Origin of the sequence: Hydrogenophaga sp. BPS33, assembly GCF_009859475.1 — a bacterium.
Taxonomy (GTDB): Bacteria; Pseudomonadota; Gammaproteobacteria; order Burkholderiales; family Burkholderiaceae_C; genus Hydrogenophaga.
In genome coordinates this window covers 1,394,302-1,415,379 of the sequence record NZ_CP044549.1, presented here as the reverse complement: position 1 = coordinate 1,415,379, position 21,078 = coordinate 1,394,302, and the positions used below count along the sequence as shown (strand labels likewise).

Genomic DNA, 21,078 nt, shown 5'->3' with positions numbered 1-21,078 from the left:
TCACTTTTCAAATTGGATGCCGGCCTGCTCCACCACCTTGTGCCACTTGCGGAAATCGCCCTCCATCTGCCGGGCGAACTGCTCGGGCGTGTTGGACATGCCGAGCTCGATGCCCACGGCGGTCATGCGCTGCACCACGTCGGGATCTTGCGAGGCCTTGACGATGGCTTGCGACATCGCGTCCACGCAGGCCTTGGGCGTGCCCTCGCGCATGAACACCGCGAACCAGGAGGTGAGGTCGACCCCGGGCACGCCCAGCTCGGCGGTGGTCGGCACGTTGGGCAGCTGGTCGCTGCGCTTGGGTCCGGCAATGGCCAGCACGTTGATGCGGTCCTGCTTGGACAGGTTGACCGCGGCCACGATGCCGCTGACCGCGAACTGGATGTCGCCCGCGAGCAGGGCCTGGCTGAACTCGGCCGTTCCCTTGTACGGAATGTGCAGGCTCTGCGTGCCCGCGGCCTGGTTGAGCATTTCACCGCCGAGGTGGGTCAGGCTGGCGACGCCGTCGGAGCCGTAGTTCAGCTTGCCGGGCTGTGCCTTGAGCGCATCGACCAGTTGCTTGTACGTGGTGATGCCCGACTTCTTGCTGGCCACGATCGCCAAGGGCGAGCCGCCCAGCACGCTCACGGGCACCAGGTCCTTGCGCGCGTCGTACGGTGCGGGCTGTTTGCGGAATTCATTGATCACGTGGGACACCACCTGCGTCGACAGGGTGCCGAAGTACATCGCGTGGCAATCGGCCGGCATCTGCAGCAGCTGCCGCACGGCCGGGACACCTTGCGCGCCGGGCTTGTTCTCGATCACCACCGGCTGGCCGATGGTGCGGGCGATCTTGTCCGCGAAGGTTCTCGCGGTGAGATCGGTGGGGCCGCCCGGCGGATACGGCACGATGAAGCGCACCGGCGCGTTGAACGGGCTGCTGGTCTGCTGCGCCAGGGCGGGCGCCAGCGAGAGCGCCAACGCGAGTGCCAGGCCAAGGTGGCGGATGCGCCAGGGGGTCGATGCTTGCATGAGGTCTCCGGTCGTTCTGTCGTCAAGAGGGCATGGGCTGGCATGCGGGCCCATGGTGCGATTTCGGCGCAGTGTAGGCGCGCACCCCGCGTTTGAGGGCACCCGGAAACGCAATCGCAAGCATGTGTTGATTTCGCGTGGCGCTTGTGGCGCTCCAGGGGCGGCGATAGGGTGTGGCCATGCCTGAAAACCCAGCCCTTTTCTCACCGTTGGAACTGCGCAGCGTGCGGCTGCGCAACCGCATTGGCGTCTCGCCGATGTGCATGTACGCCTGCGAACCCGACGGGCTGGCGACCCCCTGGCATCTCGTGCACCTGGGCGCGCGCGCGGCCGGCGGCGCCGCGCTGGTGGTCGCCGAGGCCACCGCGGTCGCGCCCGAGGCCCGCATTTCAGCGGCCGATCTGGGCCTGTGGTCGCACGCCCACGCACGCGCGCTGGAGCCGGTGGCTGCCTTCATCGAAGCCCAGGGTGCGGTCGCGGGTGTGCAACTGGCACACGCGGGGCGCAAGGGCAGCACCCAGGTGCCGTGGGTGGGCCGGCGCTGGGTGCCGCCCGGCGAGGGCGGTTGGACAGTGCAAGCGCCTTCGCCGCTGGCCTTCGGGCCGCACAGCGCACCGCCCCGGCAGATGCAGGAGGCCGACATCGCCCGCGCGATCGCGCAATTCGCGCACGCGGCGCGGCACGCGGTGGCCGCCGGCTTTCGCTACGTCGAGCTGCACCTGGGGCATGGTTACCTGGCCCACCAGTTCCTGTCACCGTTGACCAACCAGCGCGACGACGCCTGGGGCGGCTGCTTCGAACACCGCGTGCGGTTTGCACGCGAAGTGGCGCGCGCGGTGCGCGCGGTTCTGCCCGACACCCTGGCGCTCGCGGCGCGCCTGTCGGTGAGCGATTGGCTGGAGGGCGGCTGGGAGCCCACGCAGGCCTTGCGCCTGGGCCGCCTGTTGAAGGAAGACGGCGTCGACCTCGTCGTGTGCTCCAGCGGCGCCATCGCGCCGGGATCGGCGCCGCCGGGAGGCCCGGGTGCCCAACCCCCTTACGCGGCACGCATGCGTGCCGAGGCGAACGTGCGCAGCGGCGCGGTCGGCGCGATCACCGAGCCGTCACAGGCCGAAGCACTCATCGCGAGCGCCGGTGCCGACCTGGTGTTCCTGGCCCGCGCCATGCTCAGAAATCCGAACTGGCCCTTGCACGCGGCCCAGGCGCTGGGCGCGCCTGCGCCCTGGCCCAAGCCGTACGCCCGAGCGGTGGGCGGTTGAGAACGGGGACCTCAAACCCCGGCGATCACCGGCCACACGCCATCGGCGGCAACGCCTTCGAAGCAGCCCGACAGGTGCCGACGCCACTGCGCCACCGTGCCGAACTGGTCGCGCCAGGCCATCAGGCGGCGCGTGCGGAAATGCAGCACGTACTCGTAACTGAAACCGATGGCGCCATGCACCTGGTGCGCATGCGCGAACACGGTGTCGGCCGCATCGCCCAGGCGCGAGCGCGCGGCGGCCACCATGGCCACGTTGTCCGGATCGGCGATGGCCGCATCGAGCATGATCTGGGCGGCGACCACCGCAGAGGCCATCTCGGCCATGGTCTGCTGCACCACCTGGAACTTGCCGATCTCCCGGCCGAACTGCTTGCGCTCCTGCGTGTAGGCCACAGTGCGCGCCAGGCACCATTGCATCGCGCCCAGCATCTGCGCACCGCGCAGCAAGGCCGCGCGGCGCAGGCAGGCGTCGCGGCTCCAGCCGCCCGGCGCATGCCATTCGAGGTCGGCGGGCAAAGTCGCACGGGCCAGCGGCTCACCGGACGCGTCCGGGCCTTCGTCTTCGATCACCAGTCCGCGCACATCGCACCAGGCCAGCCCCGCGTCCCCCACCACCACGCAGCGTGGCGTCTGGCGCAGCCAGGGCACGTCGCGCAGCATGGCCTGCGCCGGTGCGGTGAAGGCCAATGCCAAAGGTGCTTCGCTCGGCGCTTCGCCCACTTGCGACAGCAGCGCATTGCCCAGCACCCATTCGAGCACCGGGCCCGGCACGGCGTGCTCGCCGGCCGCGCGCAGAATGGCGGCGGCTTCTGGCAAGCCACCGCCGATGCCGCCATGCGCCTCCGGGACCATGACCAGGCCCAAGCCCATGCCGTTCATGCCCTCCCAGGTGGCCGCATCGAGCACACCCGCTTCCGAGCGTTCCTGTGTGTGGGGTGTGACGACGTCGCCAAACAGGCGGCTGGCGGTCTCGTGAATCTCCTTGCTCATCTCCATGGCGTTACCTCAGACCCAAGCCACGCGCGATCACGCCGCGCAGAATTTCCCCGGTGCCTCCCCGGATGGTGAACGCGGGGGCATAGCGCTGCGCGCTGGCCAGCAGCGAGCGCAAGTGGGCATGCTCACCACGCAACCACAGGTCCTCCTGCTGCACCAGGTTGCGCACCGCGCGCACCATCTCCTGTTCGAGCCGTGTGCCCAGGTCCTTGGCGATCGACGCCTCCAGCGTCGGCGTCTTGCCACGTTCCAGCATGCTGGCGATCGACAGCGAAATCTGGCGCACGGCCATCAGCTGCCCCAACAGGCGGCCGACCTCGACCCGCGCGGCGTCGGACGGCTTCGGGCCCAGGGCCTGCACCAGCTCGGCCAACAGGCGGAAGGTGCTGAGCCAGCGCTCGGGACCGCTGCGCTCGTAGGCCAGTTCGGCGCTGACCTGGTTCCAGCCGTTGCCGGGTTCGCCCACCACATGGCTGTCGGGCACGAACACGTGGTCGAAGTTGACTTCGTTGAAGTCCTCCACGCCGACCATGCTCTTGATCGGGCGCACGGTCACGCCCGGACTGTCCAGCGGAATGAGCACCTGCGTAAGACCGGCCTGGCGGTTCTTCTCATCGGCCTTCGCGGTGCGGATGAGCGCGATCATGCAATGCACGCGGTGGGCGTTGGTGGTCCACAGCTTGGTGCCGTTGACGCGCCAGCCGCCCTCTTCGCGCGTGCCGCTGGTGCGCAGGGACGCCAGGTCGGAGCCCGAATCGGGTTCGCTCATGCCGATGCAGAACGCCACCTCCGCCCGCACGATCTTCGGCAACCATTCCTGCTTCTGCGCCTCGGTGCCGAACTTCAACAGCACCGGTCCGCTCTGGCGGTCGGAGATCCAGTGCGCGCCCACAGGCACACCGGCGGCCAGAAGTTCTTCCGTGACCACGTAGCGCTCGAGCGCGCTGCGTTCGTGGCCACCGTACCGCTTCGGCCACGTCATGCCGATCCAGCCTTGTGCGGCGATGCGCCGGCTGACGTCGGGCGCAAAGCCCAGGCCGATCTTGTCGGGGTACGGCAGCAGGCCGCTGGCGCGTTCGGCCGCGACGAAGCGCCGCACTTCCTGCCGCAGGCCTTGCAGTTCGCCCGGCAGCGCGGGCAATTCCAGATGAAGTGAAGTAGGGGAAGACATGTTGGAAAAATTCATTCGCGCCAGGAGCGGTCGGTGAGATCGAGCATCCGGGTCAGCGCCGCCCATTCGAGCGTGAAGGTCTTGCCGTCGGCGGTCTTGCGCCGGTCGCGGGCCAGCGCGAACTGAGCGGCCGTCTGGGCCGCCACCGCGTCGGGCAGAACCCGCAACGGAACACCACCGGCCTGCGCCGCCACCTGCGCCTGGCAGGCCCGCTCCAGGTAGTTCATTTCGATGAAGGCCTCGGGCGTGCTGCGCCCGCAGGCCAGGATGCCGTGGTTGCGCAGCAGCATCACCAGGTTGCCGCCCAGATCGTGCGCAAGGCGGCGGCGTTCTGCGTCGTCGTCGGCCACCCCCAGGTAGTCGTGGTACGACAGCCGGCCATGGAAGCGAGCGGCATGCTGGCTCAGCATCAAGAGGCCAGGCTCTTGCGCCGCCACGGACATGCCCGCCGTGGTGTGCGTGTGGATCACGCAGGCGATGTCGGGCCGGGCTTCGTGCACGGCGCTGTGGATGAAGAAGCCGGCGCGGTTGATCGGAGCATGCGTTTGGCGCACCGGCTCGCCGTGCAGGTCCACGCGCACGAGATCGCTCGCGCGGATCTCGTGGAACATCAGGCCATAAGGGTTGATGAGGATCGCGTCGCCTTCGCCCGGTATCCGCGCGGACACGTGGGTGTAGATGAGATCGGTCATCCGGTAGTGCGCGATGAGCCGGTAACAGGCCGCCAGATCGAGCCGGGCCTGCCACTCGGCGTCGGAGACGTCCATGGGTTTCATGGGCCGAAAGCGTACGGCCAATCCCGCCTGCGCATGCGCCGCGGCGCGCAATCGCACATGTGTGATGCTTTGGATCGCACGCGCATCTCACAGGCGATACGGACATAGCATGGCGGCGCATTCCGACTTCCAGGAGACACACCATGAAATCTTCCCGCATGCTTCGCCGCACCTTCGGCCGGATCGCGTTTGCCGCGATGGGCCTGGCACTGACACCCTGGGCGCAGGCGCAATCGGCCGCCAGCTTTCCCACACAACCGATCAAGATGATCATCCCGTTTCCCGCCGGCGGTCCCACCGACTTTGCGGCACGTCTGATCGCGGAAGAAATGACGAAGAGCCTGGGGCAACCCGTGGTGGTGGACAACCGCGGCGGCGCGGCCGGCATGCTCGGCACGACCGCGCTGGCGCAATCGCGCGGCGACGGCTACACCATCGGCCTGATCGGCAACGGACTGGTCACGCTGACGCCGTTCGTGCGCAAGGACGTGCCCTTCGATCCCCTGAAGGACCTCATCCCCTTGTCCAAGGCGGTCGACATTCCGCTGCTGCTCGTGGCCCACCCGTCGGTGCCCGGGAACGACATGAAGGGCTTCCTGCAATACGTGAAGACGCATCCGGCGCGCCTGAGCTACGGATCGGATGGCCAGGCTTCGCTGACGCACCTGACGATGGAAATGTTCAAGCACGAGCAAGGCCTGCACATCGTCCACATTCCCTACCGTGGCACCGCGCAACTGACCAACGACCTGCTCGGCAACACGATCCAGCTCTCGATGAGTGGCATTGCCGGCCCGCTGCCCCACGTGAAAGCCGGCAAGCTGCGCGCCCTGGCGGTGACGAGCGCCAAACGCGCCGCGGCGCTGCCGGACGTGCCGACCATGATCGAGCTCGGCATGAAGGACTTCGACGTGACCACCTGGTTCTCGTTCTTCGCGCCGGCGGGCGTTCCCCAGCCCATCGCGGCCAAGCTCAACGAACACATCAACCGCGCGCTGAAGCAACCCGATGTGATCGCCAAGCTGCGAGGCTCTGGCATGGAAGCCGCGCCCAGCACGCAGGCCGAGCTCGACGGCATCGTGCGCCGTTACATCCGCCAATGGCAGGGCATCATCAAGACCGCCAACATCAAACTGGAGGACTGAAGGGGAAACAGCAGCAGCCCTCTCTCCGGCGAGCGTGCCTCAGACCAGAGGCATCAAGGGTCCGGCTCCGCCGGCCCGAGATGCCGCCCCCCCTCCAAGCGCCGAAGGCGCGCCAGAGAGGGGGGAAGCCGCGTCAGCGGCGCAGGGGGGTGTTCTTCACTTAGGTATGTAGAAGTCGGGGTAGATGCGGCGCACCATCTCGCCGCTGCGGCCATAACCTCTGCAAGCCCCGACCACTGGAGGCTTGCCGTCCGCGTCCAGCCCATACACGCGCTCGGCGCTGGCCCGGTCGTTCCAACGGATCTGGCTGCCCAGCGTCTGCACCGCCACGGTGGCCATGTTGGTGATCAGGGTCAGCACATGGGTGCAGCCCTCCTCACCACCCACCCGCGCCTGCACGGCCTTGTTGAATCCAGCCCCCATGCGCAGGCCGATGAGGCGCTGGAAGTTGGGTATGGCCGACGGGCACTCGGGAAAGGGATGGCTGTCGATGGCCACTTCGATTTCGTGGATCTCGCGCAGGTCGTCGAACGCGAGGCGCAACGCCATCTCGTGGAAGGGTTCGCCGGCCGGCAGGTTCGGCCGCCACAGCGTGGGTGCCTCGTAGCTGCGGGTGTCGGCCAGACGCGCCTCCACCTCCCACAGGCCATCGTCGCGGCGGAAACCCTCGCACACGATGTGGCGCGCAGTGATCGGGGAGCGGGTTTGGGGTGGACTCAGGGGCATGGTGGGTCAGATGATTTGCACCAGGGTCTTGCCCTGACCCCGGCCTTGCAGCATGGAAACGAAGGCATCGGGCGCCTGCTCCAACCCTTGCGCAACCGTCTCCCACGACCGCAGCACGCCCGCGCCGAACCAGGCGCGCAGATCGCCCAGGGCCTGGGCGTGCAAGGGCGCGTTGGCGTCGATGCGAAAGCCGGTCACCTTCAGCGCCCGGTCCAGGACGCGCGCGAAATTCTGGAATCCGTAGGGGTCGCCGGAGTGGTAATGCCCCATCAGCCCGCACACGGCAACGCGGCCGTTTTCGTTCATGCGGTTCAAGGTGGCATCGAGAACACCGGCACCGACGTTCTCGAACACCACGTCCACGCCATCGGGCGTGGCGTGCGCCAGCTGTTGCGCGAAATCGGGCGCCTTGTAATCCACACACGCCTGCGCACCGAGTTGCCCGACCACCGCGTCGCACTTCGCGCGCCCGCCCGCGATGCCCACGACGCGCGCGCCGATGTGGCGCGCCATCTGCACGGCCAGGCTGCCCACCGCGCCGGCCGCCGACGAGACCACCAGGCATTCGCCCGCGCGCAACTGCGCCACCGAGACCACGCCCAGCCACGCCGTGATGCCGGGCCGCCCGAGCGCGCCCAGGTGCACCGAGAGCGAACCGCCTTCTACGGGCTCGACCTTCTGCAAGCTCTGTGCGGGCTCGGCAGCGTAGCGCTGCCAACCGCCCCACCCCAACACGGTGTCGCCCGCACGAAATGCAGGGTCCCGCGACTCGACCACGCGGCCCACCGTGCGCCCCATCATGACGTCGCCTGGCGCCAGTGGATCACGGCCCGCGCAGGCGTCCGCCAGGCGTTTTCGCATGTAAGGATCGAGCGAGAGAAAGTGCTGCTGCACCAGGACCTGGCCGGCCGCGGGCAGGGGCACTAGCGCTTCGTGCAATTCGAAGTGCCCGGCTTCGACCGTGTCGCGCGGAAGGTGGCGAATGCGCACCTGAAGGTTGGCGTTCATGTGCCGATGGTAGGCGTCTCGCAGGTCCAGGCATCAACACGTCCGTGATGAATTGAGCCGCCGCCTTGCGCACCTCGCGCTGCGCGCCCTACGCTGAGCCTCAACCGAGGTGCGCGAGCAGGTACTACAGATCCAGTACCAGCCTGGGCGACAGCGAGCGCGAGCAACAAGGCAGAAAACAGTTGTTCTGCGCCTGCTCGCCAGGCGAGAGGTACATGTCCCGGTGCTCGGGTTGGCCGTCGAGCACGCGCGTGAGGCAGGTACCGCACACGCCTTGCTCGCAGGAGGTGGCCACTACCACCCCGGCATCCGCCAGTGCCTGCGCCGCCGTACGGGACGGCGCAACGGAGATGACACGGCCCGAACTCGCCAACTGGATCTCGAACGCGCCATCGCCCTCGGACGCCACCACCGTGGACGCAAAGTACTCGTGGTGCACCTGGTCATCGGCCCAGCCCAGGCGCTTCGCGGTGCCGATCACCGCGTCCATGAAGCCTTTGGGGCCGCAGACGTAGAGATGCACACCGGGCGTCGGTTGCGCCAGCAGCGCTTCCAGGTTTGCACCCTGTTCGTCGTCGTGGTGAAACTGCACCTGCGATGCGAAGCCCGCCTGAAGAATGCGTTCGCGAAAAGCGGTGCGCTCGCGCGAACGGGTGCAGTAGTGCAGTTCGAAGTCGGCCTGCATCGTCGCCAGGCGTTCGGCCATGCAGAGCAAGGGCGTGATGCCAATGCCGCCGGCCAGCAACAGCGACTTCTTGGCGTTCGGCTGCAACTCGAAGTGGTTGCGCGGCCGGCTGATCGACAACGTCTCCCCCACGCGGATCTGCTCGTGCACCGCGCGCGAGCCTCCGCGAGAGCCCGGGTCCTTGAGCACCGCAATGAGGTAGCGGTGGCTTTCGGTCGGGTCGTTGCACAGCGAGTACTGCCGCACGAGCCCGTTGGGCAGATGGACGTCGACATGGCTGCCGGCCGAGAATGCAGGCAGCGCGTCGCCTTGTGCATCCACCAGTTCAAGGGCGCAGATGTCCAGGGCTTCGATGGACTTGCGGGCGACCCGCACGCTCAGGCTGGCATTCGTCATGCGGTGGCCGCTCCTCAGATGCTGTAGGTTTCGTAGGTCGATGGATGGAACAGGTCGGCCACTTCCATCTGCCGCGCCGACAGGCCTTGCGAATGGTGGTGGCGCACGAAGGTCTCCAGCGTCCTGCGCGACGCGGCCACGCCGTAAGGCCAGTAGTCTTCGCCCATCACCGACTTGGCGGCCTTGAGCTGTTCTTCGACGAAAGGCAGCGTGACCTTGGTAGCGGAGGTGTCGCCCAGCAGCTCCAGCGCGGCGCTCTTGGCTTGCGAGAAGGCCTTGAAGACGGCCATGGGCAACCAGGGGTGCTGCTCGGCCAGTGTCTTTCGAATGCCCACCACGTGCATGATCGGAAACACCCCCGTGCGCTGGTAATAAGCCTTGGCGGTGGCGGTGGGATCATCGAACAACCAGCCGATGTTCGGGTTGCGCAAGGCAACGGCGTTGGGCGGACGCGGCCCGATGAAGCCATCGATTTCGCCACGGTCGAGCAAGGCCGAGATGGTCTGGCCTTCGGGTGCGCTTTCCACCCGGATGTCGGGCGGCAGCTGCAAGGCAATTTTCTCGGGCCGCGAGGGCGTGTCGATGCCGCCGCGCACCCAGGTCACGTCGCATGGATGCACGCCATGGTCGTCCTCCAGAATCGCGCGCGCCCACACGTTGGCCGTCAACTGGTACTCGGGCAGTCCGATGCGCTTGCCCTTCAGATCCTCGGGCCGCTGGATGCGGTCCTTGCGCACATAGATCGACGTGTGGCGAAAGGCTCGCGACACGAACACCGGCACCGCGATATAGGGGCACTCACCGCGCGAGTGCTTCACGAGGTAACTCGAAAACGAGAGCTCCGTGATGTCGAAGTCCTGGCTGCGCATGGCCCGGAAGAACATCTCTTCCGGGTTGAGCAGCATGTAGACGGGGTCCACCCCATCGATCTGGACGCGCCCATCAAAGAGCGGGCGTGTGCGGTCGTAGTCGCCCATGGCGACGGAAAGTCGAAGCTTGTTCATGCGTAATCGGTGGGGGTTTGTGTGCGCGATCAGGGCTTGCGGGTCGAACCGAGCGACTTCACGAGCGGCGTCCAGCGGTCTATTTCGCTTTGCACATAACGCGTGAACGTGGGCGCATCCCAGTCCTGCGACTCGATGCCTTCCTGGGCCATCAGCTTGCGCACCGGCTCGCTTTTCATGCCACGGCGAACTTCCGCGTTGATCTTCTCCACCAGGGCGGGCGGCATGCTGGGCGGGCCGGACAGCGAGAACCAGGTCGTCGCGGTCAGTTCGGGGTAGCCCAGTTCGGCAAACGTGGGCACCTGGGGAATATCGTCCGAGCGCTTGGGCGAGGTGATGGCCAGTGCCTTGATCTTGCCCGAGCGGATGAAGGAGCTGGCCGAGGTGTAGGTGATGAATGCCGCGGGAATCTGGCCGCCCGCCAGATCGGCCACGGCCGGTGCCGCGCCCTTGTAGCCGATGTGCGTCTGCTTGTACTTCGCTCTCTGCGCAAAAAGCTGGCCAATGAGTTCGCCGTGCGTGCCCTGCCCTGGCGATCCCCAGGTGAGCCCATCGGGTTGCTGCTGCACCAGTGCCACGAACTCCTTGAGGGTGTTGACCTGCATCGAAGGGTGCACCACCAGCACGGTGGCGGGGCCGCCCAGCATGGCGACGTGCGTGAAGTCCGTCATCGGCTGGAGGGTCTTGACCTCTACCGGTGCGATGACGTGCGAACCGATGCCCGAGACCACCAGCGTGTAGCCATCGGGTGGCGTCTTGGCCACCTGGCTTGATCCGATCGTGCCCCCACCGCCCGGCCGGTTGTCGATCACGAACGGCTGCTTGAAGGCCGTCTGCAGGTGCAGGCCAATGGCCCGGCCCAGCGTGTCGGACGAGCCGCCCGCCGCATACGGCACGACGATGCGCACCGGCTTGTTGGGCCAGTTGGCCACGTCGTTGGATTGCGCGCCAACAGCACCGGCGCCCATGGCAACGGCACAGAACAAAAGCGAAGAAGAGAGTTTGCAAATCATCCTTGTCTCCAAAAAATTGTGGGGCTTGCTTCGACCTTCGAATGACTTTATCATTGTTCCACATACAGGCAAATCGTTCTTTTATATGGAACAGGAGATAAACCGATGTTGAAGAAAGAGCAGAACGAATTGGTCACGCGCACCAGCGCGGGCACCCCCATGGGCGAGATGTTTCGCCGCTACTGGCTACCGGCCTTGCTATCGGAAGAGCTGGCCGAACCCGACGGCCCACCGGTGCGCGTGCAGCTGCTCGGCGAGCGTCTGATTGCCATCCGCGACACGCAGGGTCGCCTGGGTGTGATGGACGAGTTCTGCGCCCACCGCGGCGTTTCGCTCTGGTTTGGCCGCAACGAAGAGAACGGCCTGCGCTGCCCATACCACGGATGGAAGTACGACGTGTCGGGCCGCTGCGTGGACGTGCCGTCCGAGCCCGAAGGCAGCCGCCTGTGCGAGCGCATTGCGCTCAAGTCCTACCCGCTGATCGAGCGCGGCGGCGTCATCTGGATCTACATGGGGCCACCCGAGCTGCAGCCACCACCACCCGAGTGGGAATTCGCGACCGTCCCGGCCGCACAGAGCTTCACATCCAAGCGCGTTCAGGAATGCAACTGGCTGCAGGCGCTCGAAGGCGGCATCGATTCGAGCCACGTCTCGTTCCTGCACAGCGGCGGCCTCAACACCGACCCTCTGTTCAAAGGCGCCAAGGGCAACGAATACAACATGAACGACCTGCGCCCGCAGTTCGAGGTCACCGATACCGAAGGCGGACTCTTCATCGGCGTGCGCCGCAAGGCCGAGCCCGGCTCGCTCTACTGGCGCATTACGCCGTGGATCATGCCGTGCTTCACCATGGTGCCGCCGCGCGGCGACCATCCGGTGCACGGGCATTTCTGGGTGCCCATCGATGACGAAAACTGCTGGGCCTGGAGCTTCGACTACCACCCCACGCGCGCCCTGAAGGACAGCGAGGTGCAGGCCATGAAGAACGGCGCCGGCATTCATTGCAAGTACGTGCCCGGCACCTACATTCCCCTGGCCAACAAGTCCAACGACTACCTGATGGACCGCGCGAAGCAGCGCACCGGTGAGCTCTACAGCGGTGTCGAAAGCATTGCCATCCAGGACTCGTCGCTGCAGGAAAGCATGGGCCCGGTCCAGGACCGCACCCGCGAGCACCTCACCGGTACCGACCGCGGCATCGTGCAGGCGCGCCGTCGCCTGATCGCGGCGGCCACCGCGCTGGCCGAGTCGGGCACCGCGCCGCCCGGCAACGAGCCGCACATGCAGAAGGTGCGTTCGGCGGCCGTCGTGCTGCCCGAAGGCCAGGCCTTCCAGGAAGCCGCGCGCGAGGCCTTGCGCGCGGAGCCCGGCAAACCACACGCCACGGTATGAGCGAAACACGTTCCGTGAGAGCCGCCGTGGCCGTGGCCGTGGGTCGCACCGAGATCCAGCACATCGAGGTGCCGCCGACCGATGCCAGTTCGGGCACGCTGCGCGTGGCCATCACCGGCGTGTGCGGCAGCGACTGGGGCTACTACCAGAACCTGCCGCGCTCGCGCGGCCCCTTGATCCTGGGCCACGAAACGGTGGGCCATGTCGAGACGCTGGGCGCGCTGGCCGCGCAGCGCTGGGGCGTGAAGGAAGGCGACCTCGTGGCGCTCGAAGAGTACCTGCCCTGCGGCCACTGCGAGTACTGCCGCTCGGGCGACTTTCGCCTGTGCAACGCGACCGACTGGCGCCTGGGCGGCATGCGCTACGGCGCCACCGCGCTCAACGTGGCGCCCGGCCTGTGGGGTGGCTACGCGCAAGTGCAGCACCTGCACGCCAACACCGTGTTTCACCGCGTGCCGTCGGGCGTGTCGCCGCAACACGCGGCCCTGGCGCTGCCCATCTCCAACGGCATCGAATGGGCCTACCTGCAAGGTGGTGCCGGGCCGGGGCAGACGGTGGTCGTTCAAGGGCCCGGGCAGCAAGGACTGGCGTGCGTGGTCGCGGCGCGCGAGGCCGGTGCGGAGTGCGTGATCCTCACGGGGCTCTCGAACGAAACCGATCGCCGCCGCCTCGCGCTGGCGCGCGAACTGGGCGCGCACCACACCATCGACATCGAGCAGGACGACCTGCTGGAGACCGTGGCCGACATCACCGGTGGGCGCATGGCCGACCTCGTGATCGATTGCGCCTCGGGTGGACCGGGCTCGGTCACAAGCGCGATGCAACTGGCGCGCAAGAAGGGCACTGTGATCCTGGGTGGCCAGAAACGGCGTCCCATTCCCGAGTTCGACAGCGACCGGATCATCGCCAACTTCCTGACGGTCAAAGGCATGCGGGGACACTCCTACGCCTCGGTCGAGCTCGCGCTGCAGCTGATCGCGGGCAATCGCCATAATGTGACGGCGATGAGCACGCACACCTTCTCTCTCGACGAGACGGACCTGGCCTTGAGATCGTTGGTCGGTGACGGCGTCGAGGGAGCCATCCACATGACCATCAACCCGCATCAGTGAGCAATACCGAGAAATCCGGCGAGAGCCGCAATCTTTCATCCGTGGCAGCGGCCTTGAGGCTGCTGAAAACCTTCACGGCCGAAGAGCCCGAACTGGGCATCACCGCGCTGAGCAAGCGCCTCGGCCTAGCCAAGAGCACCATCCACCGGCTGGTGGTGACCCTGGTCTCCGAGGGATTTCTCGAACAGAACCCAGCCGACGGGCGCTACCGCCTGGGTCTGCTGCTCTTCTCCATGGGCACGCTCGTGCGCCGACGCATGGACGTGGCCGAAGAAGCGGCGCCCCTGTTGCACACCTTGTGCGAGCAGAGCGGCGAGACCGTGCACCTGGCGGTGCTGCACGGCAGCGAGATCCTGTACCTGCGCAACATCGAGAGCCGGCACGCCATCCGCCCCCGCTCGTACCTGGGCGTGCGCAAGCCGGCCTTCTGCACCAGCGAAGGCCGCGCGCTGCTGGCCTTCAGCCCGCCCATGCTGATCGCCAACGCCTTGCGCGCCGACCTGCAACCGCGTACCGCGCACACCGTGGTTGGCAAGGCCGAGCTGCAACGGCTGCTGAGCGAGGTGCGCGAGAGTGGCCATGCCATCGACGACGAGGAAAGCGAAGACGGCATGCGCGGCGTGGCCGCACCCATCTTCGATGCCAACGGCAACGTGCTGGCCGCGGTGGGCCTCGTGGCCCCCACACAGCGCCTGACCAAACAGAAGCTGCGCGGCATCATTCCCATGGTGACCCAAACGGCGCAATTGATTTCGTCGCGCCTGGGTTACGACGCGGATTGAAAACGCCATGAAGGCCACACGCATCCCGGTCTGGTTGATGACGGGTTACCTGGGCAGCGGCAAGACGACCCTGCTGCGCTCGTGGTTGCGCGACGCGGCGCTGCAAGACGCTGCGCTGATCGTCAACGAGATCGGCGAGGTGGGCCTGGACGACAGCTTGCTGGGCCAGGCGGTCGACAGCGCGTCGCTGATCTCGAGCGCGTGCATCTGTTGCACCGGCTTGCCCGGGCTGCAAGAGGCTCTTTCCGATCTCTGGTGGGACCGTCTGCACCGGCGCCGCCCCACCTACAGCTCGGTCGTGATCGAATCCACCGGCCTGGCCGATCCTCGCCCCGTGGTCGCTGCCTTCGACACGGTCCCCCTGCTGCGCGAACGCTACCAACTGGCGGGTGTTTTCACCGCGGTCAGCGCGGTGGCCGGTTTGGACCTGATCGAAGCGCACCCGGAAGCGGTGGCGCAGGTCGGTGCTGCGGACGCACTGATCGTCACCAAATGCGATCGGGCCGACGGCGCCGCCGTGGAGCGCGCGCTACATTCACTCAATCCGCGCGCAGCCATCGCTTTGTCCAGGAACGCCTCGCTGGACTGGCGCAGCGCCCTGGCCATGGTCACGGCCCAGCCCCACACGCCGACGCCCCGCTGGCTCGCCCATATGCCACCGGACCATGGCACCTCGGCCCACTTCGTGCCGCTGGACGCACCCCTGACACTCGCGGCACTGCACACGCAAGTTGATGCATTGCAGGGCGGCTCCTTGCTGCGCCTCAAAGGTGTGATCCGGTTGGACGACGGCGCCTTGCGCGAGGTTCAATGGTCGATGGGCGACCTGGGCATTGCCGTGCTGCCGTTTACCGGCCACGCGCCCAAACTGGGGTTGACCTGCATTCGGCAAGACAGCGCCCAGGTGGCCTCTGCCACTCGGGGGCTCTTCGTTGTCTGACCGCGGTCTACAGCCCCCGCTGTGACAGGGCACCTGAGCGCGCTGAATACCGCACCAGGCCGTCCAGGGCCTCGACGTCGACGCAGGCGTTGCACCGATCATCGCGCGACCTGAAGGTTGGAGTTCATACCCCGATGGCAGGGGCCTCGCAGGTCCAGGCATCAACACGTCCGTGATGAATTGAGCCGCCGCCTTGCGCACCTCGCGCTGCGCGCCCTACGCTTGCCCCCATGAACCGCGATCTCCTGAAGAACCAGTCCATCGTCATCACCGGCGCGGCCGGCGGCATCGGCACGGCAGTGGCCCGGTACCTGGCGGGCGTGGGCGCGACGCTGGTGGTCGCCGATCGGGACGCGCAGGCCGTGGAGCCACTCGCCGCGTCGCTGCGCGCCGAGGGCCACAGGGTCACGGCCAGCGCGAGCGACGTGGGCTCATGGGCGTCCGCCCGCGAACCCATCGAACGCTGTGTGGCCGAACATGGGCAGATCGACGGATTGGTCAACCTCGCCGGCGTCATGTACCTCGCGCGCCCGTGGGAAGAAACCGATGGCGAACGCGCGCGCCGCCTGCTCGAAGTCAACCTGCTGGGCACCTACTACAGCGGCGTTCACGCACTGACGCACATGCAGCGCCAGGGGCATGGTGCCATCGTCAACGTGTCCTCGGGCACGCAGGCCGGCATGGCGGCGGGCGGTGCCTACGCGGCCTCTAAGGGCGGCGTGGCTTCGCTCACCTATGCCTGGGCCATGGACGGCGCCGCGCACGGCATTCGCGTCAACGCGCTCTCGCCGGTGGCGACCACGGCCATGTCGCACACCACCGACGACTACCTGCGCCAACAGGGCCAGTTGATCGACCGTCGGCCCCACGTGGATCCGATGTGCAACGCGCCGGTGGTCGCGTTCCTGCTCTCGCCGCTTTCTCGCCACGTCAACGGCCAGGTGTTCCGCGTGCATGGCCAACAGCTCCAGCTGATGAGCCATCCGGCCGTCACGCTGCCGGTGATGGAGCACCCCGCGTGGGACGCGGCGCGCATCGCCGAGGCGCTGGACCGCCAGTTCGCCAACGCACTGCCACCAACCGGCATGCACGGCATCGAGGCGCGCTACGCGCCCTTGCGCCACAGCATCCAGGTGCCCCGCTGACGGTTCTTCAGCCGCGGTACGGCGGCAGCCCCATGGCCTCGCGCTGGCGCAGCAGCCAGTCTTGTGGGGTGCGTTGCCCCACGGTCCAGTCGGATTGAAACGCCGGGACCTGCTCGGGCAGGGGCAGCAAGGTGCGCCAGTCGAACACCACGGTGCGGTAGGCAATGCGCCAGCGCCCGTCGCGGCGCTCGAACCGGTCCACGTAGCGGTGGCAGCCGAAGGAGTCGATGCCTTTGCTCGCCACCTCGCGCGCCGCCTCGGGCCCCGCGAACTGCGCGAAACTCGCCGCGCTCTCCGGCGAATAGCGTTGCACGCTCCACAAATACGATTCCACCAGCGCCAGGTCGTCGCCGGCGAATTCGATCAGCAGGTTGCTGACGTGGTGCATGGAGTATGGAATCGTCTTGTTCCGTTCCTCTGAAAAGCGCACATAGCCTTCCACGCCGCCCACGTACGCACCGTGGCTGTCGGTGGCGTCCGGGTGATAGGCCGCGCGGATGGCCTGCGTGTCGCACCGGTCCACGGCGCGACACAGTTGGTAGATCACATCCTGGATCATGGCCCGATCCTGGAGGCGCTCAAGGCTGTACGGGTTCGGGTCCATGCCGTGGTTGCTCCAGAGAGACGCGGCTCAGTCGCCCTTGAAAACCGGCTTGCGCTTGTCGACGAAAGCCCGCACCGCCTCGGCGTGGTCGCCGCTGTTCATGGTCAGCATCTCGAGCGCCATCGACGCGTCGATCACCATGTTCAGGCGCTCTTTCACCGCCTTGTTGACCGACAGCTTGGTCCACGCCACCGCGTACTTGGGCAATGCCGCGAGTTCGAGCGCGATCGCGCGCGCTTCCTCCAGCACCTGGTCTTTCGGCCGCGCGTGGCACACCAGGCCGATGTCGCAGGCTTCCTGCCCGGTGAGAACGCGCCCGCGCATCAGAAGGTCGCGGGCCTTGGCCGCACCGACCAGCAGCGGCACGATCACCGCGCCACCGTCACCCGCCACCAGGCCGACCTTGACGTGGGTGTCTCCGATGCGGGCCTCTTGCGAGATCACGGTGATGTCGCAGAACAGCGCGAGCGTGCAGCCCAGGCCCATGGCGTCGCCATTGATCGCGGCGATCAGCGGGGGTTGCAGTTCCAGCATGTTCTGCCACAGGCGGCGCGTGCGCGCCGGTGCCTCCATGCCGTGCTTGAGGTTCTCGGGCGTGCCCAGGCGTTGCGCCATGCCTTTCAAATCGCCGCCAGCGGAAAACGCCCGGCCGGCGCCGGTCAGGATCACGGCCTTCACGCGCGGGTCTTCGTTGATGTCCAGCCAGATCCGCTCGAGCTCCGGGTGCATGGGGCCGCCCGCGGCATTCATCGCTTCCGGCCGGTTCATGGTGACGGTGCAGATGCCATCCGCGTCGACATCGATCTTGAGGTATTGGTATTGGGCGTAATCCATGGGTTTCCTTGAGGTGAAGAGAAGGTGCCTCCAGGGCACCGGTGATGTGGATGAGAAGCGTCGAGGAATCAGGCGTCGTCCATGCGGCGCGGCTCGGGCTCCAGCGCCTGCGCGGGAAACTGCAGGACCAGCAAGGCAAGGCCTTGTGCGCCGGCGCGCAGGTGCAAGGGCGCGTCGGCGGCGTCGCGCCACACGACCGCGCCGTAGCCCAGGCTTTCGTGCGCGGCGTTCAGCGATCCGCCCACGACCACATGGAAACGGCCACCGCCCAGGGCTTGCGGTGGCGCCGTCGTCGCGCCGTCGGGCGGCAGCCGGAGCAACCAGATGGCCAGGCCATGTTCATCGGGTGCGCTGAGGACTTCGACATCGCCCGGGGACACGGCGCGCGACACATCGAGACTCCCGACCGCGATCGGCCCGATGGTGGTCTGCCACTTGCGCAAACCGGGACGCATCTTTCCCCGCGATTCGGGCATGTACCAGGCGCCCGGGTCGGTGACCGCGCGCAGCGACAGGTAGTCCAGGCCCTCGCCCCCCGCGACGAGAGGCCCGTAGCCGGTCTCGCGCGAGGTGTAGTGCACCGTGATGGGCGCGACAGCGTGCTTGCCCAGCGTGCCCGACCCGCCCGTGACCACCTGGAACTGCTCTTCCAGGTGGAAATGCGGCGGCAACACCCACTCGGGTGCCTGGTGCACCAGGAAGGCCTGCGGCGCCGGGCGCGCGCCAGGCTCGCTCTCGATCAGATAGTCCGTGTAGCCGCGAAAGTTTCCTTCGTCGAAACGGCGCGTTCTCGTCTTCTGACCCACATGTCCGATGCGTTCCATCGCAGCTCCAAATTCCCAAGAAGGCTCATCAACGGACGATCGTAGGGCAAGGCCATGCGCGATCACCAGACAAACGCACGTGTCGCGGCAACTCCGCAGATATGTGATTTATGGGAGGCGCGCAGAGGCTTGGGCCGCCTGCACGGCTTTCCTGCACATGGACTATCGAACTGGCCCTGCGCCCCGTCCAACTACCCATTTTTGGTCGTCGCGATCACTTTGAGTGATCCCGCCGGCAGGCGTCTCAGAAATGCCCCCATTTCCGGGTGCATTTCGCCGCGAACATGCACCGCATCGGTCGCTAGACTCGCCGACGCGGCCCACACCCGTGCGCCTGCCCCAGTACCAACAACCATGAGATCCAGATGATGAGGAATGACCAGCGTGGAGGGCGCCTGGCGCGTCTATTGAGCGGGCTGCTGCTCGCCGGGGCAGGATGGCTGGCCGTCAGCGCGCCGGCAATGGCCGCCAAGGTGACCATTACCGGCAATGCGGAAGCAGCAGCGGCGATCACCCAAACGCCCAATATCGCCGGGACGGACAACACGAACTTCAACATGTGCAACTCCGGCACATGGAATTACAAGCTGTACACCTTCACGGTGGACACCGCAGGCACCTACACGGCGAGCGTCGTCACGCCGACGACGGCGAACACCACCTATTTCCTGCAGGGAACGTTCACCCCTTCCACCACGCCGTGCGGGCCGTCCGTCTATTCGCGCTTCCTGGTTTCGTCACTTTCCACAGGCGCAGCACCTTTCACCTCCACCTTCAGCGGCATCGGCCTGACCCTGCAGCCCGGCGTGCAATACAGCGTGCTGATCGCTTTCAACATCCCCAACGTGGGCTCACAGCCTTTCACATTGACGATGAACGGCCCCGGCTGCATCGCCATCGGCACCAACACCTGCAGCCCGGATCCGGACAAGGACGCGGAAGTGATCGGCCTGCTCACCGCACAAGCCGATACCGCGCGACGGTTTGCGGCCGCGCAGACGGCCAATGTCCAGAACCGCCTGGAGAGCCTGCATCGGCGCAAGCCGGTGTCGACCAACACCGGCGCCTTCGCTCCGGGTGAACCGCAAGGGCGCGGCCAACCGCGCAACACGCTGGGCCTCGGGAGCGACGGTGGCACCGGCATGGGCATGGGCGGCACGGTGGGGACCCACCCGCGCCTCTCTCCCCTGGCCATGCAGGGCACCACCGATCCGCGTGTGGCGCAGACGTCCGGCTCGCAGCTGCTCTCCGGCATACCGTTGAACAGCACGCAGCAGAACGTGATGGGGACGGGGGTCGACGTGTGGAGCGCGGGCCTCGTCAACCTGGGCAAGCAGGGCAACATCGATTCGCGCTTCAGCACCGCCGGCATCACCGTGGGCGCCGACCGGCGCTTCAGCGACAAGCTGGTGCTGGGCGTGGGCAGCGGCATTGCGTACGAACGCCAGAAGATCGGCAGCAACGGCACACGCAGCAAGGGCGACAGCTACTCGCTGAGCGTCTACGGCAGCTACCAGCCGGCCGACGGCTTCTTCATCGACGGCCTGCTCGGCTACGGCAGCCTGAGCTTTGATGCGCGGCGCTTCGTCACCGGCAACGGCTTGATGGCTTACTCCAAGCGCTCGGGCTCGCAATGGTTCTCTTCGCTCACCGGCGGCTACGACCACGAGTTCGAAATGGGCGGCCGCCAGATGCTGATTGCGCCATACGCCCGCCTGGATCTCGTGCGGACCCGATTGAAAGCCACCACCGAAAACGGCGGCGGCCCGTTCGACCTGCACTATTCGGCACAAGACATTCCCACCACCAGCCTGGCCCTGGGCGTGCGCGGTGAAACCACGGTATTCCTGCAAGGCGGCACCGTGGCGCGGCCCTACGTCCGCGTCGAATACCTGCACGACTTCGCCAAGACGGGCGTGGCGCAGATGAGCTTTGTCAACCGGCTCCCCGGCGTGGTCTACCAGATCGACGGCACGCGCAACAACAGCAACACCGCACGCTTGGCGCTGGGCAGCAGCTACCAGTTCCGCAACGCCGTGGTGATCGACCTGTACTACCAGTACAGCTACACCGGCACCAGCAAGACGCGGGCCGACAGCTTGGCGGTGATGGTGAACAAGACGTTCTGAAATTGCTCGCGATAGCGGTTGCTATTGCGAGCAGACCTCTCCCGATCTGTCACAACACGCGGGCGTCATCCGTCTTGAATGGGACAGGCCAAATCCCCGGCCGTCGAAAACCCCATCTAGAAAG

General features: G+C 66.9%; 20 protein-coding genes. 8 read left to right on the top strand and 12 right to left on the bottom strand.

From position 1 onward, the window contains the following. Positions 1 to 1,011, bottom strand: a complete 1,011-nt coding sequence (locus F9K07_RS06675; protein WP_159590588.1) for a Bug family tripartite tricarboxylate transporter substrate binding protein — start codon at positions 1,009 to 1,011, stop codon at positions 1 to 3. A 179-nt stretch (positions 1,012 to 1,190) separates the two neighbouring features. On the opposite strand from F9K07_RS06675, the gene F9K07_RS06670 reads away from it, so the two are divergent. Then, positions 1,191 to 2,270: an oxidoreductase gene (locus tag F9K07_RS06670; RefSeq protein WP_159590586.1), complete on the top strand. Its 1,080-nt coding sequence runs from the start codon at positions 1,191 to 1,193 to the stop codon at positions 2,268 to 2,270. Between the two features lie 11 nt (positions 2,271 to 2,281). Here the strand turns inward: F9K07_RS06670 and F9K07_RS06665 are convergent, their stop codons facing one another. Genes F9K07_RS06665 through F9K07_RS06655 form a run of 3 tightly spaced genes read right to left on the bottom strand, consistent with a single transcriptional unit; the run spans position 2,282 to position 5,215 of the window. Then, positions 2,282 to 3,268: an acyl-CoA dehydrogenase family protein gene (locus F9K07_RS06665; protein WP_159590584.1), complete on the bottom strand. Its 987-nt coding sequence runs from the start codon at positions 3,266 to 3,268 to the stop codon at positions 2,282 to 2,284. Positions 3,269 to 3,272: 4 nt separating this feature from the next. Next, complete coding sequence (locus F9K07_RS06660; protein ID WP_159590582.1) at positions 3,273 to 4,439, bottom strand: acyl-CoA dehydrogenase family protein; 1,167 nt, start codon at positions 4,437 to 4,439, stop codon at positions 3,273 to 3,275. An 11-nt stretch (positions 4,440 to 4,450) separates the two neighbouring features. Continuing rightward, the gene (locus tag F9K07_RS06655; protein WP_159590580.1) at positions 4,451 to 5,215 is read right to left on the bottom strand and encodes a class II aldolase/adducin family protein; all 765 of its coding nucleotides are present in this window, start codon (positions 5,213 to 5,215) and stop codon (positions 4,451 to 4,453) included. 143 nt (positions 5,216 to 5,358) lie between these two features. Between F9K07_RS06655 and F9K07_RS06650 the strand changes: the two genes are divergently transcribed. Continuing rightward, the gene (locus F9K07_RS06650) at positions 5,359 to 6,360 is read left to right on the top strand and encodes a Bug family tripartite tricarboxylate transporter substrate binding protein (RefSeq protein ID WP_159590578.1); all 1,002 of its coding nucleotides are present in this window, start codon (positions 5,359 to 5,361) and stop codon (positions 6,358 to 6,360) included. A gap of 156 nt (positions 6,361 to 6,516) precedes the next feature. On the opposite strand, the gene F9K07_RS06645 is transcribed toward F9K07_RS06650, so the two are convergent. From F9K07_RS06645 to F9K07_RS06625, 5 genes are all read right to left on the bottom strand, one after another. Next, on the bottom strand, positions 6,517 to 7,086 hold the full coding sequence (locus F9K07_RS06645; RefSeq protein WP_159590576.1) for a DUF2889 domain-containing protein: 570 nt from the start codon (positions 7,084 to 7,086) through the stop codon (positions 6,517 to 6,519). A 6-nt stretch (positions 7,087 to 7,092) separates the two neighbouring features. Then, the gene (locus tag F9K07_RS06640; RefSeq protein WP_159590574.1) at positions 7,093 to 8,094 is read right to left on the bottom strand and encodes an NADP-dependent oxidoreductase; all 1,002 of its coding nucleotides are present in this window, start codon (positions 8,092 to 8,094) and stop codon (positions 7,093 to 7,095) included. A 124-nt stretch (positions 8,095 to 8,218) separates the two neighbouring features. Further along, positions 8,219 to 9,175, bottom strand: coding sequence for a PDR/VanB family oxidoreductase (locus F9K07_RS06635; RefSeq protein WP_159590572.1), 957 nt, complete (start codon positions 9,173 to 9,175; stop codon positions 8,219 to 8,221). Positions 9,176 to 9,189: 14 nt separating this feature from the next. Then, positions 9,190 to 10,179, bottom strand: coding sequence for a PhnD/SsuA/transferrin family substrate-binding protein (locus F9K07_RS06630; protein ID WP_159590570.1), 990 nt, complete (start codon positions 10,177 to 10,179; stop codon positions 9,190 to 9,192). Between the two features lie 29 nt (positions 10,180 to 10,208). Beyond that, the gene (locus tag F9K07_RS06625) at positions 10,209 to 11,192 is read right to left on the bottom strand and encodes a Bug family tripartite tricarboxylate transporter substrate binding protein (protein WP_159590568.1); all 984 of its coding nucleotides are present in this window, start codon (positions 11,190 to 11,192) and stop codon (positions 10,209 to 10,211) included. A 105-nt stretch (positions 11,193 to 11,297) separates the two neighbouring features. Between F9K07_RS06625 and F9K07_RS06620 the strand changes: the two genes are divergently transcribed. The 5 genes from F9K07_RS06620 (at position 11,298) to F9K07_RS06600 (ending at position 16,563) form a co-directional block, all read left to right on the top strand. Further along, on the top strand, positions 11,298 to 12,584 hold the full coding sequence (locus tag F9K07_RS06620; protein WP_159590566.1) for an aromatic ring-hydroxylating dioxygenase subunit alpha: 1,287 nt from the start codon (positions 11,298 to 11,300) through the stop codon (positions 12,582 to 12,584). Continuing rightward, positions 12,581 to 13,696 (top strand): zinc-dependent alcohol dehydrogenase, encoded by a 1,116-nt coding sequence (locus F9K07_RS06615; protein WP_159590564.1) that lies wholly within the window; start codon positions 12,581 to 12,583, stop codon positions 13,694 to 13,696. Before F9K07_RS06620 ends, F9K07_RS06615 begins: the two co-directional genes overlap by 4 nt. Further along, positions 13,693 to 14,478, top strand: coding sequence for an IclR family transcriptional regulator (locus tag F9K07_RS06610; protein ID WP_159590562.1), 786 nt, complete (start codon positions 13,693 to 13,695; stop codon positions 14,476 to 14,478). The genes F9K07_RS06615 and F9K07_RS06610 overlap by 4 nt, the downstream gene beginning before the upstream one ends. 7 nt (positions 14,479 to 14,485) lie before the next feature. Continuing rightward, entirely contained in the window at positions 14,486 to 15,418 is a 933-nt protein-coding gene (locus F9K07_RS06605; protein WP_159590560.1) for a CobW family GTP-binding protein, read from the top strand. A gap of 230 nt (positions 15,419 to 15,648) precedes the next feature. Then, positions 15,649 to 16,563, top strand: a complete 915-nt coding sequence (locus F9K07_RS06600; protein ID WP_159590558.1) for an SDR family NAD(P)-dependent oxidoreductase — start codon at positions 15,649 to 15,651, stop codon at positions 16,561 to 16,563. 7 nt (positions 16,564 to 16,570) lie between these two features. Here the strand turns inward: F9K07_RS06600 and F9K07_RS06595 are convergent, their stop codons facing one another. The 3 genes from F9K07_RS06595 to F9K07_RS06585 all read right to left on the bottom strand — a co-directional run bounded on the left by F9K07_RS06595 (position 16,571) and on the right by F9K07_RS06585 (position 18,825). Next, positions 16,571 to 17,167, bottom strand: a complete 597-nt coding sequence (locus F9K07_RS06595) for a nuclear transport factor 2 family protein (protein WP_159590556.1) — start codon at positions 17,165 to 17,167, stop codon at positions 16,571 to 16,573. 27 nt (positions 17,168 to 17,194) lie between these two features. Further along, positions 17,195 to 18,001, bottom strand: coding sequence for an enoyl-CoA hydratase/isomerase family protein (locus F9K07_RS06590; protein ID WP_159590554.1), 807 nt, complete (start codon positions 17,999 to 18,001; stop codon positions 17,195 to 17,197). 68 nt (positions 18,002 to 18,069) lie between these two features. Further along, positions 18,070 to 18,825 (bottom strand): hypothetical protein, encoded by a 756-nt coding sequence (locus F9K07_RS06585; RefSeq protein ID WP_159590552.1) that lies wholly within the window; start codon positions 18,823 to 18,825, stop codon positions 18,070 to 18,072. Positions 18,826 to 19,190: 365 nt separating this feature from the next. Between F9K07_RS06585 and F9K07_RS06580 the strand changes: the two genes are divergently transcribed. Continuing rightward, positions 19,191 to 20,954: an autotransporter outer membrane beta-barrel domain-containing protein gene (locus F9K07_RS06580; RefSeq protein WP_159590550.1), complete on the top strand. Its 1,764-nt coding sequence runs from the start codon at positions 19,191 to 19,193 to the stop codon at positions 20,952 to 20,954. Positions 20,955 to 21,078: the final 124 nt, after the last annotated feature.

What these genes read in the sequence shown, in the direction of transcription:
- F9K07_RS06675 (WP_159590588.1), bottom strand. Translation starts at nt 1,011, where the DNA reads ATGCAAGCATCGACCCCCTGGCGCATCCGCCACCTTGGCCTGGCACTC.
- F9K07_RS06670 (WP_159590586.1), top strand. Translation starts at nt 1,191, where the DNA reads ATGCCTGAAAACCCAGCCCTTTTCTCACCGTTGGAACTGCGCAGCGTG.
- F9K07_RS06665 (WP_159590584.1), bottom strand. Translation starts at nt 3,268, where the DNA reads ATGGAGATGAGCAAGGAGATTCACGAGACCGCCAGCCGCCTGTTTGGC.
- F9K07_RS06660 (WP_159590582.1), bottom strand. Translation starts at nt 4,439, where the DNA reads ATGTCTTCCCCTACTTCACTTCATCTGGAATTGCCCGCGCTGCCGGGC.
- F9K07_RS06655 (WP_159590580.1), bottom strand. Translation starts at nt 5,215, where the DNA reads ATGAAACCCATGGACGTCTCCGACGCCGAGTGGCAGGCCCGGCTCGAT.
- F9K07_RS06650 (WP_159590578.1), top strand. Translation starts at nt 5,359, where the DNA reads ATGAAATCTTCCCGCATGCTTCGCCGCACCTTCGGCCGGATCGCGTTT.
- F9K07_RS06645 (WP_159590576.1), bottom strand. Translation starts at nt 7,086, where the DNA reads ATGCCCCTGAGTCCACCCCAAACCCGCTCCCCGATCACTGCGCGCCAC.
- F9K07_RS06640 (WP_159590574.1), bottom strand. Translation starts at nt 8,094, where the DNA reads ATGAACGCCAACCTTCAGGTGCGCATTCGCCACCTTCCGCGCGACACG.
- F9K07_RS06635 (WP_159590572.1), bottom strand. Translation starts at nt 9,175, where the DNA reads ATGACGAATGCCAGCCTGAGCGTGCGGGTCGCCCGCAAGTCCATCGAA.
- F9K07_RS06630 (WP_159590570.1), bottom strand. Translation starts at nt 10,179, where the DNA reads ATGAACAAGCTTCGACTTTCCGTCGCCATGGGCGACTACGACCGCACA.
- F9K07_RS06625 (WP_159590568.1), bottom strand. Translation starts at nt 11,192, where the DNA reads ATGATTTGCAAACTCTCTTCTTCGCTTTTGTTCTGTGCCGTTGCCATG.
- F9K07_RS06620 (WP_159590566.1), top strand. Translation starts at nt 11,298, where the DNA reads ATGTTGAAGAAAGAGCAGAACGAATTGGTCACGCGCACCAGCGCGGGC.
- F9K07_RS06615 (WP_159590564.1), top strand. Translation starts at nt 12,581, where the DNA reads ATGAGCGAAACACGTTCCGTGAGAGCCGCCGTGGCCGTGGCCGTGGGT.
- F9K07_RS06605 (WP_159590560.1), top strand. Translation starts at nt 14,486, where the DNA reads ATGAAGGCCACACGCATCCCGGTCTGGTTGATGACGGGTTACCTGGGC.
- F9K07_RS06600 (WP_159590558.1), top strand. Translation starts at nt 15,649, where the DNA reads ATGAACCGCGATCTCCTGAAGAACCAGTCCATCGTCATCACCGGCGCG.
- F9K07_RS06595 (WP_159590556.1), bottom strand. Translation starts at nt 17,167, where the DNA reads ATGGACCCGAACCCGTACAGCCTTGAGCGCCTCCAGGATCGGGCCATG.
- F9K07_RS06590 (WP_159590554.1), bottom strand. Translation starts at nt 18,001, where the DNA reads ATGGATTACGCCCAATACCAATACCTCAAGATCGATGTCGACGCGGAT.
- F9K07_RS06585 (WP_159590552.1), bottom strand. Translation starts at nt 18,825, where the DNA reads ATGGAACGCATCGGACATGTGGGTCAGAAGACGAGAACGCGCCGTTTC.
- F9K07_RS06580 (WP_159590550.1), top strand. Translation starts at nt 19,191, where the DNA reads ATGATGAGGAATGACCAGCGTGGAGGGCGCCTGGCGCGTCTATTGAGC.